At 63.4% G+C, this 15,721-nt stretch carries 15 protein-coding genes and 1 pseudogene; 15 read left to right on the plus strand and 1 reads right to left on the minus strand.

The features are described from left to right. The 4 genes and pseudogenes from ACTJJX_RS27195 to ACTJJX_RS27210 all read left to right on the plus strand — a co-directional run. Positions 1-698, plus strand: a pseudogene (locus tag ACTJJX_RS27195) (hypothetical protein); the annotation flags it as partial. Further along, complete coding sequence (locus ACTJJX_RS27200; RefSeq protein ID WP_016852062.1) at positions 698-1,681, plus strand: phage integrase; 984 nt, start codon at positions 698-700, stop codon at positions 1,679-1,681. The pseudogene ACTJJX_RS27195 and the gene ACTJJX_RS27200, both read left to right, overlap by 1 nt. Positions 1,682-1,894: 213 nt before the next feature. After that, positions 1,895-2,146, plus strand: a complete 252-nt coding sequence (locus ACTJJX_RS27205; RefSeq protein WP_003114155.1) for a type II toxin-antitoxin system Phd/YefM family antitoxin — start codon at positions 1,895-1,897, stop codon at positions 2,144-2,146. A 9-nt stretch (positions 2,147-2,155) separates the two neighbouring features. Next, the gene (locus ACTJJX_RS27210) at positions 2,156-2,503 is read left to right on the plus strand and encodes a type II toxin-antitoxin system RelE/ParE family toxin (protein ID WP_003123043.1); all 348 of its coding nucleotides are present in this window, start codon (positions 2,156-2,158) and stop codon (positions 2,501-2,503) included. Positions 2,504-2,891: 388 nt separating this feature from the next. On the opposite strand, the gene ACTJJX_RS27215 is transcribed toward ACTJJX_RS27210, so the two are convergent. Continuing rightward, positions 2,892-3,788, minus strand: coding sequence for a LysR family transcriptional regulator (locus tag ACTJJX_RS27215; RefSeq protein WP_010792197.1), 897 nt, complete (start codon positions 3,786-3,788; stop codon positions 2,892-2,894). Positions 3,789-4,071: 283 nt separating this feature from the next. Between ACTJJX_RS27215 and ACTJJX_RS27220 the strand changes: the two genes are divergently transcribed. The 11 genes from ACTJJX_RS27220 (at position 4,072) to ACTJJX_RS27270 (ending at position 15,662) form a co-directional block, all read left to right on the plus strand. Next, positions 4,072-4,680, plus strand: a complete 609-nt coding sequence (locus ACTJJX_RS27220) for a TetR/AcrR family transcriptional regulator (protein WP_023443938.1) — start codon at positions 4,072-4,074, stop codon at positions 4,678-4,680. 187 nt (positions 4,681-4,867) lie between these two features. After that, positions 4,868-5,293 carry a hypothetical protein gene (locus tag ACTJJX_RS27225; protein ID WP_014819567.1) on the plus strand — a complete coding sequence of 142 codons (426 nt, stop codon included), beginning with the start codon at positions 4,868-4,870 and terminating at the stop codon, positions 5,291-5,293. Between the two features lie 27 nt (positions 5,294-5,320). After that, the gene (hlyD, locus tag ACTJJX_RS27230) at positions 5,321-6,361 is read left to right on the plus strand and encodes a secretion protein HlyD (RefSeq protein WP_010792193.1); all 1,041 of its coding nucleotides are present in this window, start codon (positions 5,321-5,323) and stop codon (positions 6,359-6,361) included. A 1-nt stretch (position 6,362) separates the two neighbouring features. Beyond that, complete coding sequence (locus ACTJJX_RS27235; RefSeq protein ID WP_057390441.1) at positions 6,363-8,135, plus strand: ATP-binding cassette domain-containing protein; 1,773 nt, start codon at positions 6,363-6,365, stop codon at positions 8,133-8,135. Next, positions 8,132-9,301: an ABC transporter permease gene (locus ACTJJX_RS27240; protein ID WP_328261849.1), complete on the plus strand. Its 1,170-nt coding sequence runs from the start codon at positions 8,132-8,134 to the stop codon at positions 9,299-9,301. The genes ACTJJX_RS27235 and ACTJJX_RS27240 overlap by 4 nt, the downstream gene beginning before the upstream one ends. 4 nt (positions 9,302-9,305) lie before the next feature. Continuing rightward, a complete protein-coding gene (locus ACTJJX_RS27245; RefSeq protein WP_010792190.1) occupies positions 9,306-10,424 on the plus strand; it encodes an ABC transporter permease in 1,119 nt (372 codons plus the stop codon). After that, complete coding sequence (locus tag ACTJJX_RS27250) at positions 10,421-11,959, plus strand: efflux transporter outer membrane subunit (RefSeq protein ID WP_023443932.1); 1,539 nt, start codon at positions 10,421-10,423, stop codon at positions 11,957-11,959. The genes ACTJJX_RS27245 and ACTJJX_RS27250 overlap by 4 nt, the downstream gene beginning before the upstream one ends. 20 nt (positions 11,960-11,979) lie before the next feature. Continuing rightward, positions 11,980-12,183, plus strand: a complete 204-nt coding sequence (locus tag ACTJJX_RS27255; protein ID WP_023443931.1) for a YgaP family membrane protein — start codon at positions 11,980-11,982, stop codon at positions 12,181-12,183. A 7-nt stretch (positions 12,184-12,190) separates the two neighbouring features. Beyond that, the gene (locus ACTJJX_RS27260; RefSeq protein WP_023443930.1) at positions 12,191-13,600 is read left to right on the plus strand and encodes an MBL fold metallo-hydrolase RNA specificity domain-containing protein; all 1,410 of its coding nucleotides are present in this window, start codon (positions 12,191-12,193) and stop codon (positions 13,598-13,600) included. Then, complete coding sequence (locus ACTJJX_RS27265; RefSeq protein WP_440782029.1) at positions 13,600-14,466, plus strand: TIGR00730 family Rossman fold protein; 867 nt, start codon at positions 13,600-13,602, stop codon at positions 14,464-14,466. Before ACTJJX_RS27260 ends, ACTJJX_RS27265 begins: the two co-directional genes overlap by 1 nt. Continuing rightward, positions 14,463-15,662, plus strand: a complete 1,200-nt coding sequence (locus tag ACTJJX_RS27270) for a lipid A deacylase LpxR family protein (RefSeq protein WP_023443929.1) — start codon at positions 14,463-14,465, stop codon at positions 15,660-15,662. The genes ACTJJX_RS27265 and ACTJJX_RS27270 overlap by 4 nt, the downstream gene beginning before the upstream one ends. The last annotated feature ends 59 nt before the right edge of the window (positions 15,663-15,721 follow it).

Below are 15,721 nucleotides of genomic sequence, written 5' to 3' on the forward strand. Positions count from 1 at the left end.
GCAACGCCTCGGTCTACGGGCGTGGCGAGACGTACATGTTCGGCTCGGCCAACGGCCTGCAACTGTCGATCTATAACAAGACCCTCCAGGCTCGGGCCACCGACAAGCTCGACTATTGGGAAAGCGTGTGGGCGACCCTGAACGGGGATCCGTTCGGCGATGGCGACCCGGCCTATAACCCCCTGGAAACGGTGTGGCGGATCGAGTTTCGCTATCACCACTCCATCGTCCAGCAGTTCTCCGAAGGCTCACGTATGGCCTCGGGAGAGGTCATCGGCTGCCGCACCTACGAGGGCCTTTGCCCGCACCTACAGGGGCTGTGGAACTATGCCTGCGAGGCATTCCGTGTGCTCTCTCGGGAGGGCATGTATGACGCCTTCTGGAGCCTGATCAGCCAGGATGCTCGCGTCCAAGTCGAGTGCGATCCGCTGATTGAGCGCACCGAGTATCGGCGCTATTACAAGACTGCCAAGGGTTTCAGTGGACGTAACTGCGAGATGTTTCTCGGCCAGTTCGTGAGCCTGATCGCGCGGGAGCGTGTCCCGGCAAAAAAGGCTATTGAGTCCGCCCGCAAATTGGAGTTCTGGCACGTTATCGAAGACCACTATCTCGCCAAGGGTTGGACTCGTCGCGATCTGGAAAGGCACATACACAAGCTGATGTGTGATCGGTATCTGCGGCGGGGGTATGCCGTCTAATGTCGATCACCAAGCTCCCCGATGGCCGTTGGTTCGTCGATGTAGAACCTATCAAGGGCAAGCGCTTTCGCAAGCGGTTCAAGACCAAGATGGAGGCGCAGCAATTCGAGGCCACCGCGCGTCAGAAGTGTGCGGAAAACCCCTGCTGGACGCTCAGGCCGAAGGACCGTCGGCGTCTCTCGGAGTTGGTCGAACTCTGGTATGAACTGCACGGCCAGACCCTGAGCAACGGGCATCGTTGCGTGGCGATTCTGCGGTTGGTGGCAAAGGACCTGGGCGACCCGGTCGCTGTCTCCCTGGAGCCCGCGAAAGTGGCTCGGTTGCGTAGCCGGCAGATAGCCAATGGCATGTCGGGCAAGACCGCGAATAACCGTCTTGGCTACCTCAAGTCCATGTACAACGAATTGTGTCAACTCGGCGTCATTGACTATGAGAATCCGGTAGGGCGCATGCGGCCGCTCAAGCTTCAGGAAAGACCGCTGTCGTACCTGACCAAGCATCAGGTGTCCGAACTGCTTACGGCCCTGGATGCGCGCACCACGTCGCCACATCCGAAGATGGTCGCTCGTATCTGCCTCGCGACAGGGGCTCGATGGGGTGAGGCTCAGGCGCTGACGCCGGAACGTCTGAAAGGTAATGCGGTGATCTTTGCCAACACCAAGTCCAAGCGTGTGCGCTCGGTGCCGATCTCGGAAGAATTGGGCGCCGACCTTCGCCTGCATTGGCAGACCCACGGGCCGTTCACGAACTGCCTTGGCGTGTTCCGCCTGGTGCTGCTGTCGACCTCGATCAAGCTGCCGAAGGGGCAGGCCAGCCACGTACTGCGCCACACGTTCGCCAGTCACTTCATCATGAACGGCGGGCACATCGTGACCCTACAACACATCCTGGGGCACGCCTCGTTGTCGATGACGATGCGATATGCGCACCTCTCCCAAGACCACCTATCTGAAGCTGTTCGATTCAACCCGCTCATAGGTTGAAGGCTGCGGGGGTCGACAGAGGGAAAGAAAAATAGACTTGAGGTGGTTCAAATTCGGTCTGAATTCGGATTATGATGTTGGAGCCGACGGTAGACAGACTGCCGACGCGCGAATCCCACTCGTCGCCTGGATATGGAGCGTGGTGGAGTTCGAACACCGTAGAACCTGAGTTCCAGGCCTTAAGTGTTCCCACAGCAATGGAGGTACCGGCTCATGCGAGTCGAGACAATTAGTTATTTGAAACGTCATGCGGCTGACCTGGATTTATCCGAGCCAATGGTCGTCACGCAGAACGGTGTTCCTGCCTATGTGGTTGAGTCATATGCTGAGCGGAAGCAGCGCGATGAAGCAATTGCGCTGGTGAAGTTGCTTGCGATTGGCTCCCGCCAGTACGCAGAAGGCAAGCATCGCTCTGTTGATGATTTGAAAGCTCGCCTTTCCAGGAGGTTCGCTCAGCCAGAATAAGGAGGTTTAATGTCCCCGGTCGTCATTCGTTTTACTGATACCGCAGAGCAAAGCATCGAAGACCAAGTCCACCACTTGGCTCCATTCCAAGGTGAACAGGCTGCATTCCAGTCAGTACTGAGCCTTTTGGATGAGATTGAAGAGAAGATTTCACTTGCACCTAAAGGTTACCCAGTCAGCCAGCAGGCGAGTCTTCTGGGGGTGCTGAGCTATCGCGAGCTTAATACCGGCCCCTATCGTGTTTTTTACGAATTCCACGAAGAGCAAGGCGAGGCGGCAGTGATCTTGGTTCTGCGACAGAAGCAGAGCGTTGAGCAGCAATTGATCCGCTACTGCTTGGTGGGGCCAATCGAGTGATGGCTTTCTACTCCTGAGCATGTAGCGCTGAATGCGCCTCGACACTTCTTCGACACCTTTCCTTCCCCCAAAAAGCAAAGCCCCCGAAACGCTAGGCATTTCAGGGGCTTGGCAGGGGGATTTGGAGCGGGTGATGGGAACAGCACCCGGTCGCTAACTCGTTTATTACGAACGTTTTTTCCGATCCAAGCGTCACGGAATGGACTCGATTGTGGACTCAAGTCTTCGGCCTGGTCAACGCAGGCCGTTGCGGGTGATCCAAAGCGAGCCAAGCACATCCATCAACAGCCAGAGCATCGGATTTCATTCGGAAGTCTATCTGTCTACTGGCACATCACGCCACAGGCCGCTACGGACAGGTGAGCTGCGTCCTCAAAGGATTGACTCATCATCGACAGGCCCGGTCCCGCCCGCCTTTCGCCCGCTCGATGAACCGCTTCATGGGCTCCGAGGGTTCGCCCCGGCGGCGCAGCAGGTAGGTAGAGAGCACCGGTGGGCTGCCGGCCAAGGGACGAATGGAGATGTCCGGGCGCTGTAGCGTCTGCACCTGCGAGGCGATGGCGAAGCCGATGCCGTAGCCGGCACCGACCAGGGTCAGCATCACGCCCAGGCTGGTCACTTCATCGACCAGCTTGAGCGGCGTGCCTGCGTCCTGCAGCAGCGCTTGAATCTGATGGCGGCAGCCCGATCCCGATTCGGGATGGCACAGAACCAGCGGGAACTTCAGGGCTTCGGCCAGCGGCACCTGCACGTGTGCCAGCAAGGGGTGGCGTGCGGGCACGATCACCGACAGCGGATCGGTCCACACCGGCTCGGCGACGAGGCCATCATGTACCGCGTTTGACAACGCAAAGCCGATGTCCAGCAGATCGTCGTGCAGCGTCTTGAGCTGCTGCGCGAACGGCAGCTCGAAGACGCGAATCTCCATCTCGGGCTCCTCCTCGCGGCTGCGTGCCAGCAAGGTGGCGATGCGGGGCTGCGCCAGGCCGTCGCAGATCGCGATGCGCAGATGGCCCTGGTAGCCCTGTGCCGCCGCCTTGGCGCTCTTGACTGCCTGCTCCACGGTGGCCTGCACGCGCCGGCATTCGCCGAGGAACACCTGGCCGGCCCAGGTCAGCCGCGTCAGGCGTGTGCTGCGGTCGAACAACTGCACGCCAAGCTGGCTTTCTAGGTCGCGCATCGCACGTGACACAGGCGATTGCTCGATGCCCAGACGCTCGGCTGCCCGGGCCAGATGCAGTTCTTCCGCGACTGCGATGAAGTAGCGCAGCAATCTGAAATCCAAGGCCACCTCCTGTTCGTCTTCTTCTGGTTCGGCCTCTCGGGCGCCAGCATCTCCATCCACATCCCGCCCACTTACGCCCCGCCAGGCTTGCGATGTGCCGGCGCCCTTCCGCCAATGAGGTGCGGAGGGCGACGTTTGCGCCCGCCAGAAATCGACCGTTGGCAGCCGTCTGAGATAGCAGTTCTGCTGTTCATCGAGACCTCTTTTTCGTGCTTCCCCTCTTGCGGTCTGGCTGCACAGTGGTAAGATAGTAATAGATTACTCACTTTTTGGGATGCAAGCAATGAGCGGACACTCCAGGCATCTACCGGCTGATGAGAGGCGCGCGGCCACCGTCGAGGCAGTGGTCGACTTGGCTGCCGAACAGAACCCCAGCGACATCACGACCACGGCCATCGCGCAGCGCATGGGGTTGACCCAGGGAGCACTGTTCCGTCACTTCCCGACTAAGGACGCAATCCTGCAGGCGGTGATGTCCTGGGTTACGGAACGCCTGCTCGCTCGAGTAGACAAGGCCGCAGAAGGTGCTACGTCCCCCCTCGCAGCTCTTGAAGCGATCTTCAAGACGCACATCGACTTCGTGGCCGAGCACCCGGGGGTGCCGAGGATGCTCTTCGGCGAATTACAGCGGCCGGGGGAGACCCTGCCCAAGCAAATGGTGCAGACCTTGACCCGTCAATATGGTGAGCGGTTGCGTCGACTGCTCGAAGCCGGTAAGGCGCGAAGCGAGCTGCATTCAGAACTGGATGTGGACGCGGCCGTCGTCTTGTTCATCGGCACAATTCAAGGGCTGGTGATGCAGTCGTTGCTGGCGGGCGATGTAGCACGCATCCGCCGCGACGCGCCAGCCGTGTTTGCCATCTATCTCCGTGGCATCACGCACACCCGATGAAACGCCTTCCATCCTGCCGCCACGCAGTTCCTCGGTCAGCCGAGAGGCACACCACGGTCATGCGATCGCGTTGCGCCTCCAGCGCGAATCCGCGTCATTCAACACTCAGCCCGACCGCCCGGCGGAATGCACACGCACGCCGCGACGACGACGAAGGCCTGGGAGTTTCCCCGATCAAGTAAAGGCCATGAAGATGACCACTCATCCACAACGCAGCATCTGGCACTGGCTGATCTCCCTGCTTGCGATCGGCTTCGGTCTGCTCACTCTTCGGGAGGGCGGCGCCGTTCTGTTTGTCGACGGCGCGGCGCGCCAAGCCGCCGGCCACTATGTGCCCTTCGTGCTCTGGTTCAATTTTCTGGCCGGGTTCGCCTACATCGTCGCCGGCGTCGGCTTGTGGATGCGCCGGCGCTGGGCCGCGTGGTTAGCGATTGTCATCACGGTGGCGACCGCACTCGTGTTCCTCGCTTTCGGAGTGCATGTGGCTCTGGGTGGCGCCTGGGAGCGACGCACGGTGGTCGCCATGACGCTGCGCACGTTGGTGTGGGCTGGCATAGCGGCCATCGCCTGGCGCCGGTCAGCGGCGAATGCGCCGGTCGCACGCGAGCACTGAGCACCTTTATCCAGCGGAAACCCATCGATGAAAACTCCAAACCTCCTCTTCAAGAAAACCCGTTGGGTCGTGATCGCCGTCGTCGTGCTCGCTCTTGGCGGCGCACTGGCGTTCTGGTTGTCGCGCGACCATGGACAACAAGATGCATTGCGCCTCTACGGCAACGTCGACATCCGCGAGGTGCAACTGGCCTTCCGTCAGCCCGGGCGCGTGATGCAAATGGCTTTCGATGAGGGCGATGCCGTCAGCGCGGGCGCGCGCCTGGCGGCGCTTGACGCGCAACCCTATCGGGAAGCACTTGCGGCAGCACAGGCCCAGGTGCAGGTGGCGCAGGCGGAACTGGCCAAGCTGCGCCGCGGTCTGCGACCGCAGGAAATCACCCAGGCGCGCGAAGCCCTCAGGCAGGCCCAGGCGCTCGCCACCGAGACCGAGCGCAATTTCCAGCGCCAGAGTGGCCTGCTGGCATCGGGCGCCAGCAGCCAGCGCACGGTCGATGCAGCCCGCACGGCGCGCGACCAGGCAGCCGCTGGCGTCGAAGCGGCCAAGGCGGCCCTGTCGCAAGCATCCGAAGGTTTTCGCAAGGAAGACATCGCCGCGGCAGAAGCTCGCCTTGCGGCCGCACAGGCTGCCGCAGCGCAAGCCACGACAGCCTTGGCGGACACCGAGTTGATGGCGCCCAGTAGCGGCACCGTCATCGCACGAGTGCGGGAGCCCGGCAGCATGGTCGCAAGCCAGAGCGCGGTCTACAGCCTGAGCCTGGACAAGCCGGTTTACGTGCGCGCCTACGTGGGCGAGTCGGACTTGGGGCGCATCGCGCCCGGTACTGTGGTGCGCGTCAAAAGCGATTCATCAGAGAAGGTCTATCGCGGCCAGATCGGCTTCATCTCGCCGCGCGCCGAGTTCACCCCCAAGACGGTGGAGACGACGGATTTGCGCACGGATCTGGTCTACCGCCTGCGCATCGTCATCGACGAAGCCGACAGCGATAGTGCCTTGCGCCAGGGCATGCCGGTGACGATCGAGGTCGATGCGAAAGCCGGCACCCGTATCCCGGCGGGGGAGCGTTGAAATGCAGGCAAGCCCTGCTATCGCCGCCGTGCCTGCGGGTGCGGGCGAAGACGCTGCCATCGTCATCGAAGACGTGGACAAGCATTTCGGCGACGTAAAGGCGCTGCGGGGCTTGAGCGCGCGCATCCACTATGGACGGCTGACGGGTCTGGTCGGCCCCGACGGCGCCGGCAAGACGACGCTGATGCGGATTCTGACCGGCCTCCTGGTGCCGAACGCCGGCCACGTCACCTTGGCAGGCTATGACGTGGTCAAGGACAACGACGCCATTCATGTCGCCAGTGGCTACATGCCGCAACGCTTTGGCCTGTACGAAGACCTGTCGGTGATGGAGAACATGCGCCTGTATGCGCAGTTGCGCGGCATGGATGCGGACCGCAACGCCGATCTGTTTGCCGAGCTGCTGGACTTCACGCGGCTCGGACCCTTCACCAAACGCCTGGCCGGCAAGCTCTCCGGCGGCATGAAGCAGAAGCTGGGCCTTGCCTGTGCGCTCATGGCGCGGCCGAAGGTGCTGCTGCTGGACGAGCCGGGCGTGGGTGTCGACCCGGTCAGCCGCCAGGACTTGTGGCGCATGGTGCAGGCGCTGACCGATGAAGGCATGGCCGTGGTCTGGTCCACCGCCTATCTCGACGAAGCCGAGCGCTGCGAGAGCGTGCTGCTGCTGAACCAAGGGCAGCTCCTGTTCGATGGCCCGCCGCAGGAGCTGACCGCGCAGCTCGAAGGCCGCAGTTTCCGTCTGGAAGACGTCGGTGCCGAGCGCCGAGCGGTCCTGACCCAGGCACTCGACCTGCCCAGCGTGAGCGATGGCGTGATCCAGGGCGCCGGCGTGCGCGTGGTGTTGCGCGAGGGCGCTCAAGCGGAGCAGCTCCAGGCCCTGTCCGATCAGGCGCGAGTGGAGCTGGCGCAGGTGCCCGCGCGCTTCGAAGACGCCTTCATCGATCTGCTCGGTGGCGGCCCCGGCGGCACTTCGACGCTGGCCGAGCGTCTGCCGCCGGTTGAGCTGGGTTCCGACATTGCCGTGTCGTGCCGAAACCTCACCAAGCGCTTCGGCGAGTTCACCGCCACCGACAACGTCAGCTTCGAGGTGCAAAAGGGCGAAATCTTCGGCCTGCTCGGCCCTAACGGCGCCGGCAAGTCCACCACCTTCAAGATGTTGTGCGGCCTGTTGAAACCCACTGCTGGCGAAGCGCATGTGGTGGGCCATGATCTGCGCCGCGCCACCGGCGCAGCCAAGAGCCGGCTCGGCTACATGGCGCAGAAGTTTTCGCTCTACGGCCTGCTCTCGGTGCAGCAGAACCTGGAATTCTCGGCCGGCGTCTACGGACTGGAAGGCAACACCCGGCGCGAGCGCATTGCCGAGATGATCGAAACCTTCGATCTGGGCGACTGGCTGTCCGCCACGCCCGATTCCCTGCCGCTGGGCCACAAGCAGCGCCTGGCATTGGCTTGTTCGCTGATGCACCGGCCGCCCGTGCTGTTTCTGGATGAACCCACTTCGGGCGTGGACCCGATCACCCGGCGCGAATTCTGGACCCACATCAACGGACTGGCCCGCAAGGGCGTGACCATCATGGTCACCACCCACTTCATGGACGAGGCCGAATACTGCGACCGCGTGGCCATGCTCTCGCGTGCGCAACTGATTGCGCTGGATACGCCCGACGCGCTCAAACGTTCGGCGGTCAGCCCCGAACGACCCGACCCGACGATGGAGGACGCCTTCATTCACCTGGTGGAGTCGGCGGACCGCGAGCTGGAGGCCGCCACATGAACGGCACCACAAAGCACAAGGACGGGAATGGACCACAGCAGACCGACCTGCGCCATTTTGATCTGCGGCGCTTGATCGCCCTGGTCACCAAGGAAAGCTACCAGGCGCTGCGCGACCCCTCGACGCTGCTGATCGCGTTCGTGCTGCCGGTGGTGTTGCTGCTGCTGTTCGCCTATGCGGTGTCGCTGGATGCGAAGGATGTCCGCGTCGGCGTGGTGCTGGAGTCGCCCGGCGCTGCAGCGCAGGAGCTTGCGGCGGCCTTTGCCGGCACAAAGTTCCTGGATGCCCACTTCGCCCATGACCGGCGCGAAGTGGCCGACCAGCTGGTCTCAGGCGACCTGCGCGGCTACGTGGTGATCCCGCAGGATTTCGAGCAGCGGCTGGCCCAGCGTGGCAGCGAGCCGCTGGTGCAGATCGTCACCGACGGCTCCTACCCCAATACCGCCAACTACGTCGAGAACTACGCCCGCGGCGTGGTCCAGTCCTGGCGTGCCGGACTGGACGTCGGAGCACCAGCGCAGGCCGTCATGCTGGAACCGCGCTACTGGTTCAACCCCGAGCTGGAAAGCCGCCGCGCACTGATTCCCGGTGCCATCGCCATCGTCATGACCATCATCGGCACCATGCTGACTGCACTGGTGGTGGCGCGTGAATGGGAGCGCGGCACCATGGAGGCGGTGCTGTCCACGCCGGCCTCGGTGGCCGAAATCCTGATCGGCAAGCTGCTGCCGTACTTCGTGCTCGGCATGCTGTCCACGCTGGGTGCGGCGGCGCTGGCGGTGTTCGTGTTCGGGGTCCCGATGCGGGGCTCGCTGGCGGCGCTGCTGCTGCTGTCGGCGGTGTTCATGGTGCCGGCGCTGGGTCAGGGTCTGCTGATTTCCTCCTTGGCACGCAACCAGTTCCTGGCAGCGCAGATCGCGCTGTTCACGGGCTTCCTGCCGGCCTTCACGTTGTCGGGCTTTCTGTACGAGATCGACGCCATGCCGGCACCGATCCGCGCCATCACCTTGGTGGTTCCGGCGCGCTACTTCGTCGATTCGCTGAAGACGGTGTTCCTGGCCGGCGACATCTGGGCCGTGTTCCTGCCCAACCTGGCGGCCATGGCGGCGATCGGGGGGCTGTTCTTCGTGATCGCCAAGCGCGCCACGCGCAAGAACCTGGAGTGACGCGATGTTGACTTCCGCATTCTCGTTCACCCGCCTGCGCGCCCAGTTCATCAAGGAAGTGCTCAGCGTCCTGCGCGACCCGCGCAGCCGCATGGTGGTGTTCGTGCCGCCGATCCTGCAGTTGCTGGTGTTCGCCTTTGCCGCGACGCTGGAAGTGCGCAACGTCGATATCGCCGTCTACGATCAGGATGCGGGGCGCTGGTCGCACGAGTTGGTACAGCGCCTGGACAGCGCCCGCTTCATCACCCACGTCCGGCATGTCGACAGCCAACAGCAGCTCCACGAGCTGATCGACCGTGGCGAGGTGATCGCCGCGCTCGCCATCCCGGTGGATTTCTCGCGCTCCATCGCCGCCGGCGAAAGTGGCCGCGCGCAGGTACTGGTCGATGGCCGGCGCAGCAACTCCGGGCAGATCACCGTGGCCTATCTGTCCACCATCGCCGCCGATGTCGGCGCCGAGGTCGTGCCCGACGCCCAGGCACCAACGCCCGTGGTCGTGCGCCACTGGTTCAACCCGAATCTGGTCTACCGCTGGTTCATCGTGCCCGGCCTGACGGGCATCCTGGCGCTGTTCAGCTCGCTCTTGATCACCTCGTTGTCGATCGCGCGCGAGCGCGAGCTGGGCACCTTCGACCAGTTGCTGGTGTCGCCCACCTCGACGCCCGAGATCATCATCTCCAAGTCGCTGCCGGCACTCGCAATTGGCACCGGGCTGGGCCTGTTCATGATCAGCGCGGGCGTCTTCCTGTTCGGCATCCCGTTTACGGGCTCGTTTGCACTCCTGCTTGCCAGCCTGGTGCTGTTCATCGCCTCGGTGGTCGGCATCGGTCTGATGATTTCCGCGGTCAGCATGACGCAGCAGCAGGCCATCCTGGGAGCGTTCGCCATCGGCGTGCCGGCGGTGCTGATGTCCGGCTTTGCGACGCCTGTGGAAAACATGCCTGTCGTCCTGCAATGGCTGGCTCAGGCCATCCCACTGACCCATTTCCTCATCATCGTCGAAGGCAGCTTTCTCAAGGCCATGCCGCCCGGTGACATTCTCGCCAGCCTGTGGCCGCTGGCGGTCATCGCCCTCGCCACGCTGACCATGGCCACCGTATTCGTCCGAGGACGCCTGCAATGAAATCCAAGCCCCGCACTCCCTTTCTTCGCGCAACCGTCACCGGCCTGACCCCTGGGCGCGCGCGTCCGCTCGTGCTGGCCCTGTCCTGCGTGCTGCTGACTGCCTGCGCAAGCGTGGGCCCCGACTACCGCGAGCCGCCGCCGGTCGACGTCGGCAGCGGCTGGAGCTTGCCGTTGGCAAGCGAATCCCAGTCCGCAGACTTGAGCCAATGGTGGTCTGCACTGGACGATCCCATCCTCGATCGCCTGATGGCCACGGCGCTGGCACAGAACCTGGATCTGCGCCACGCTGCGGCACGCATCGATGAGGCACGCGCCCTGCGCGATCGTGTGGCCGGCGAGGCATTGCCCACCGCCGCCGCTGGCGCGAGCGTCAACCGGCGCCGTCAAAGCGAGAACGGACCCCTGCCCGTAGGTTCGATCCCCGGCCTTGACGCCACGCAGACCATCTACGACGCGGGCTTCGACGCGGCCTGGGAGGCCGACTTGTTCGGGGCCAAGCGGCGGGCGCTGGAAGGCGCCAGCGCCCGCCTGCAGGCGACCGAAGCCGAGGCGCAGGGCATACGCATGCGCATCGTGGCCGAGGTCGCGCGCACCTGGTTCACCGCCGTCGGCGCCCGCTACCAGTTGCACGCACAACAGGCCACACTGGATACGCTGCAGCAGACCTTGGAATTGGTGCGCCTGCGGCATGCGCTGGGCGACGCGTCGGCCGCCGACGTGGAGGCGGCGTACGCCCAATGGACAGCAGTCAACGCGCTCATCCCGGATATCCAGGCGCGTCAGCGCGCCGCGATACTCAGCCTGGGCGTGCTGCTGGGCGCGCCGCCGGAGCGGGAGCTGGCACTGCTGGATGGCCCCTTGACGCCGAGCACGCTGCGGGCGCTGCCGGTGGGCGAGCGCGCAGAGATGCTGCGCCGGCGCCCGGACGTGCTGGCTGCGGAGCGTCACCTGGCAGCGAGTTCCGCCGACATCGGCGTGGCCACGGCCGAGTTGTTCCCCAAACTCTCCATCGGTGTCGGCGGCGGGTTCCAAGCGCTCAGTACGGGCGATTGGTTCGATGCATCCAGCTCGCGTTTTTCCATCCTGCCGCTGATTTCCTGGCGCCTGTTCGACGGTGGCCGTGTGCGAGCCGAAATTCGGGCACGCGAGGCGGCCGAGCGACAGGCCGCGCTGGCCTATGAGCAGGCCGTGCTGGCGGCGCTGGGCGATGCCGAGCGCGCGCTTGGCGACTACCACGGCGGGCTGGACACACTGGAGCGCCGCGGTATGGCACTGGATGCCGCGCGCACCAGCTACGGCCACGCCAAGGCGCGCTACGCGGCGGGCGACATTGCGCTGGTCGAACTGCTGGCTGCCCAGCGCAGTCTGCACGAGGCAGAAACCGCAGCCGCACGCGCGCATACCAACGCCGCCGTGCAACTGGTGGCGCTGTACAAGGCCCTTGGTGGTGGCTGGGACGTATCCACGACGGCATCGACCGCAACCCATCCGCTGCGGGGCGCTGCCGCCCCCGTCGCGTTTTCAAGCCGCTGATTCAACACAAGGAGACCGTCATGCAAATCAACGTTGGAAATCTCGACCGCATTGTGCGCATCGTCATCGGACTGATTATGCTCAGTCTCCCATTGTGGCTGGACTCATCCTGGCGTTGGCTGGGGCTCATTGGAATCATGCCACTCCTCACCGGCCTGGCAGGCCGCTGTCCTGGCTATCGCCTGCTCGGCCTCAGCACTTGCCCGATGCGAAAACCCGAGTGAACGCCCTATGAAACTCAGTTTTTTGGGCGCAGCCCGAGAAGTCACCGGATCGTGCTTTCTGGTCGAAGCGGCTAATGTCCGCTTCCTGGTCGATTGCGGCATGGTTCAAGGTGGGCGTATAGCAGCAGCACGCAACCACGAGCCGTTCGCGTTCGACCCGGCGTCCATTGACTTCGTCCTGCTAACCCACGCCCACATCGACCACAGCGGGCTATTGCCCAAACTCACGCGCGCCGGGTTCAAGGGGTCCATCTACGCCACGCCAGCGACGGTTGATCTGCTCGGGGTGATGCTGCCCGATAGCGCTCACATCCAGGAAATCGATGCCAAGCGGGTTGCCAAGCGGCTCAAAGAAAAGACCGTGCCGCCACCCCTGTATACCCTGCAGGATGCACACGAATGCCTGCAGCAAGTACGAGGTATCGAATACGACCGGGAGTTCGCACCCCGCGTCGGGGTGCGCGCCCGCTTTCGTGATGCCGGACACATCCTTGGTTCGGCCATCCTGGAAGTGTGGATTACCGAGTACGGTTACCCCACGAAGATCGTGTTCAGCGGCGATCTGGGTCAGCCGGGACGCCCCATCCTGCGCGACCCGACACCCATTGAGGAAGCCGACATCCTCGTCATCGAGTCCACCTACGGTGACCGCCGGCACAAGGATTTTTCGGCGACCGAAGCGGACATGATCGGCATCGTCGAGAAAACCCTGTTCGAGCGCGGCGGCAATGTCATCGTTCCGGCCTTTGCGGTCGGCCGAACCCAGGAGGTGCTCTACCACCTACATCGTCTCACCTGCGAAGGGCGTCTGCAGCGTCCAATGGTGTTTGTCGATTCGCCGATGGCCACCGAGGCCACACGCATCACGCGTGAACATCTCGAATTGTTCGACGAACAGGCGAAGCGGTTGGCCGGATGGCACGCGCGCGGCGAGAACCTCCCGTACCTGGATTTCACAGCGAGCGCTGAGGAGTCCATGGCGCTGAACCGGATTCGCTCCGGGGCCATCATTATTTCTGCCAGCGGCATGTGCGATGCGGGACGTATCCGGCACCACCTGCGCCACAACTTGCCACGCCGCGAATGCAGCATCTTGTTTCCCGGTTTCCAGGCGCAGGGGACGCTTGGCCGGCGCCTGATCGAGGGGGCCGAACGTGTACGCATCTTCGGCGAGGACATCCCGGTACGTGCGGCGATCCACAGCGTGGACGGCCTCTCGGCGCATGCCGACCAGAAGGCGCTGCTGGATTGGGCCCGTGCTTTCATTCAAGCACCGGCGCAAACCTTCGTGGTGCATGGGGAATCGTCGGCCGCGCAAACCTTCGCTGACCTCTTGCAGCAGCAACTCGGCTGGCAGGTCACGGTGCCCGAGTATGGCCATGCGCTGCGCTGGCCGGACTTTCTGGCGCACGAGTGATGAAGCCCGCAGAAGATCTCGATGAACGCCTGCGCGCCATCCGCGAGTCGCCAACGTACCGGCTTGCGTACGAAGACATCGAGCTGCTTGGCCAGGACGAACTGCGGCCGCTGCGACTACAGCTCGAACTGCTCAAGCCCGAGCGCATCCTGCACGAGCAAGGCATTCGCTCGACGGTAGTGGTCTTCGGCAGCGCACGCGTGAGCGATGCCGAGACGGCAGAAGCCCGTCTTGGCGTTCTGGAGCGTCAGGCGCTCGTCACTCCGGAGGATGTCGGGCTGCGGCAAGAGCTTGCGCGGGCCAATCGCCGGGTCGAACAGGCACGTCACTACGAGCAAGCGAGGCGTTTCTCGGGCCTTATTTCGGCGCGTTTCCAGCAGCAAAACCGCCGTGATTTCGTCGTCGTCACCGGGGGTGGGCCCGGCATCATGGAGGCCGCCAACCGCGGTGCTTTCGAGGTCGGCGCACGTTCGATTGGCCTCAACATCACGCTGCCCCACGAACAGGCACCCAACCCCTACATGTGCCCGGATTTGGCGTTCCGATTCCACTATTTCGCGCTGCGCAAGATGCACTTCTTGTTGCACGCCAAGGGCTTGGTGGCCTTCCCCGGTGGCTATGGAACGCTCGATGAGCTGTTCGAGGTGCTCACCTTGATCCAGACCATAAAGATGCAGCGTGTTCCGGTGGTGCTGGTCGGCCGTGCATTCTGGCGTCGCGTAGTTGATTTCGATCTTCTGCTCGACGAAGGCTATGTCTCTTCATCCGATCTCGACTTGTTCACCTGCGTAGACGATGCGGAGGAAATCGTCAGTGCCCTCGAACGCTTTTACGTCAACAGGGCGGCAGGCGATGGGGCAACATGATTGGCATCGGCGGGTATCGCTGGAGCCTGCGCGGCACCAAGGTGCGGCAGCCGATGCAGTGCGTCATCTTGTTGATTGCGGGTGCATTGTTCAGCCCGATTTCTGCTTTTGGTTCCGAAGTCTCACTCTCTGCAAATCCTCCCTCCTGCTCGCCAGAGCAATCCCTGCGCTGGCGGGGCGGCACCCTGCGTCTGGAGAACGATTTGTTCACCGGCTCCGATCGCAACTACACCAACGGTGTCGCGCTAACAGCAGTCTCACGTGATCTGCAAGGCGGGCTCCGTCCGGAGTGCCTGCCTCAGCCGATTGGTTTGTACGCCCGCTTCATCGGCTGGGCTGATCCCGGGTTCTGGCGCGATTCCGGCGCCCAGACATCGTCGCAAAACCTCGTCGTGCGCTTTGGCCAGTCCATGTACACGCCCGAGAACAAGACGCGCACCGACGTGATTCCAGATGACCGACCGTACGCTGGTTTGCTCTACCTGGGTTTGGCGTGGAATCGCCGCATCCACCCACAAGCCGCCAGCTACGAAATGCTTGACGTGCGTGAGCTGACCCTGGGCGTGATCGGCCCCTGGTCGCTGGCCGAGCAATCTCAGGATCTGGTGCATCGGGCACGCGGCATTGAGCGATTTCGCGGCTGGGACAACCAGTTGCGCAACGAGCCGGCGTTTCAGATGGCCATGGACCGCAAGTTCAAGCCGTACATGGAGGGTGCGGTCCGCCCTGGATGGGGCAGCGACGTGATCGGCAGCTATGCCCTGCGGGTCGGAAACATCGAAACCGCCGCCAGTACCGGCGTGGAGTTTCGCGCGGGCTGGAATATACCGAACGACTTCGGCAGCTATCCGATCCGCCCTGGCGCAGAGAACCGCCCGCCCTCTGGTGTTGCCGATCTGCGCACGACAACGCCGCAGTCGGTCCTGGCGCCCAAACCTGGGGCACATGTCTTCCTGAATCTGGAGGGTAAAGCCGTCGCCTGGGACTTCTCACTCGACGGAAACATGTTCCGGCATAGCCATCACGTCAGCCGGCGGCCTTGGATCGCGCAAGCAGCTCTCGGCATCAGTAGCCAATGGATCGTTGCTGGACGTGGCGTACGGCTCGCCGTGATGCGCGTTTGGAGAACCCGCGAGTTCGACCAGCAGGCGGGCCATCACGCATTCGGATCGATCGCGCTGAGTCTGGAATTTTGAGGACACCTGCAACCAATCGTTAGACCCAAAGCATTCGTCACAACATCAATGGAGAAATT

This window comes from Pseudomonas sp. 22490 (assembly GCF_052044465.1).
Classification (GTDB): Bacteria; Pseudomonadota; Gammaproteobacteria; order Pseudomonadales; family Pseudomonadaceae; genus Pseudomonas; species Pseudomonas aeruginosa.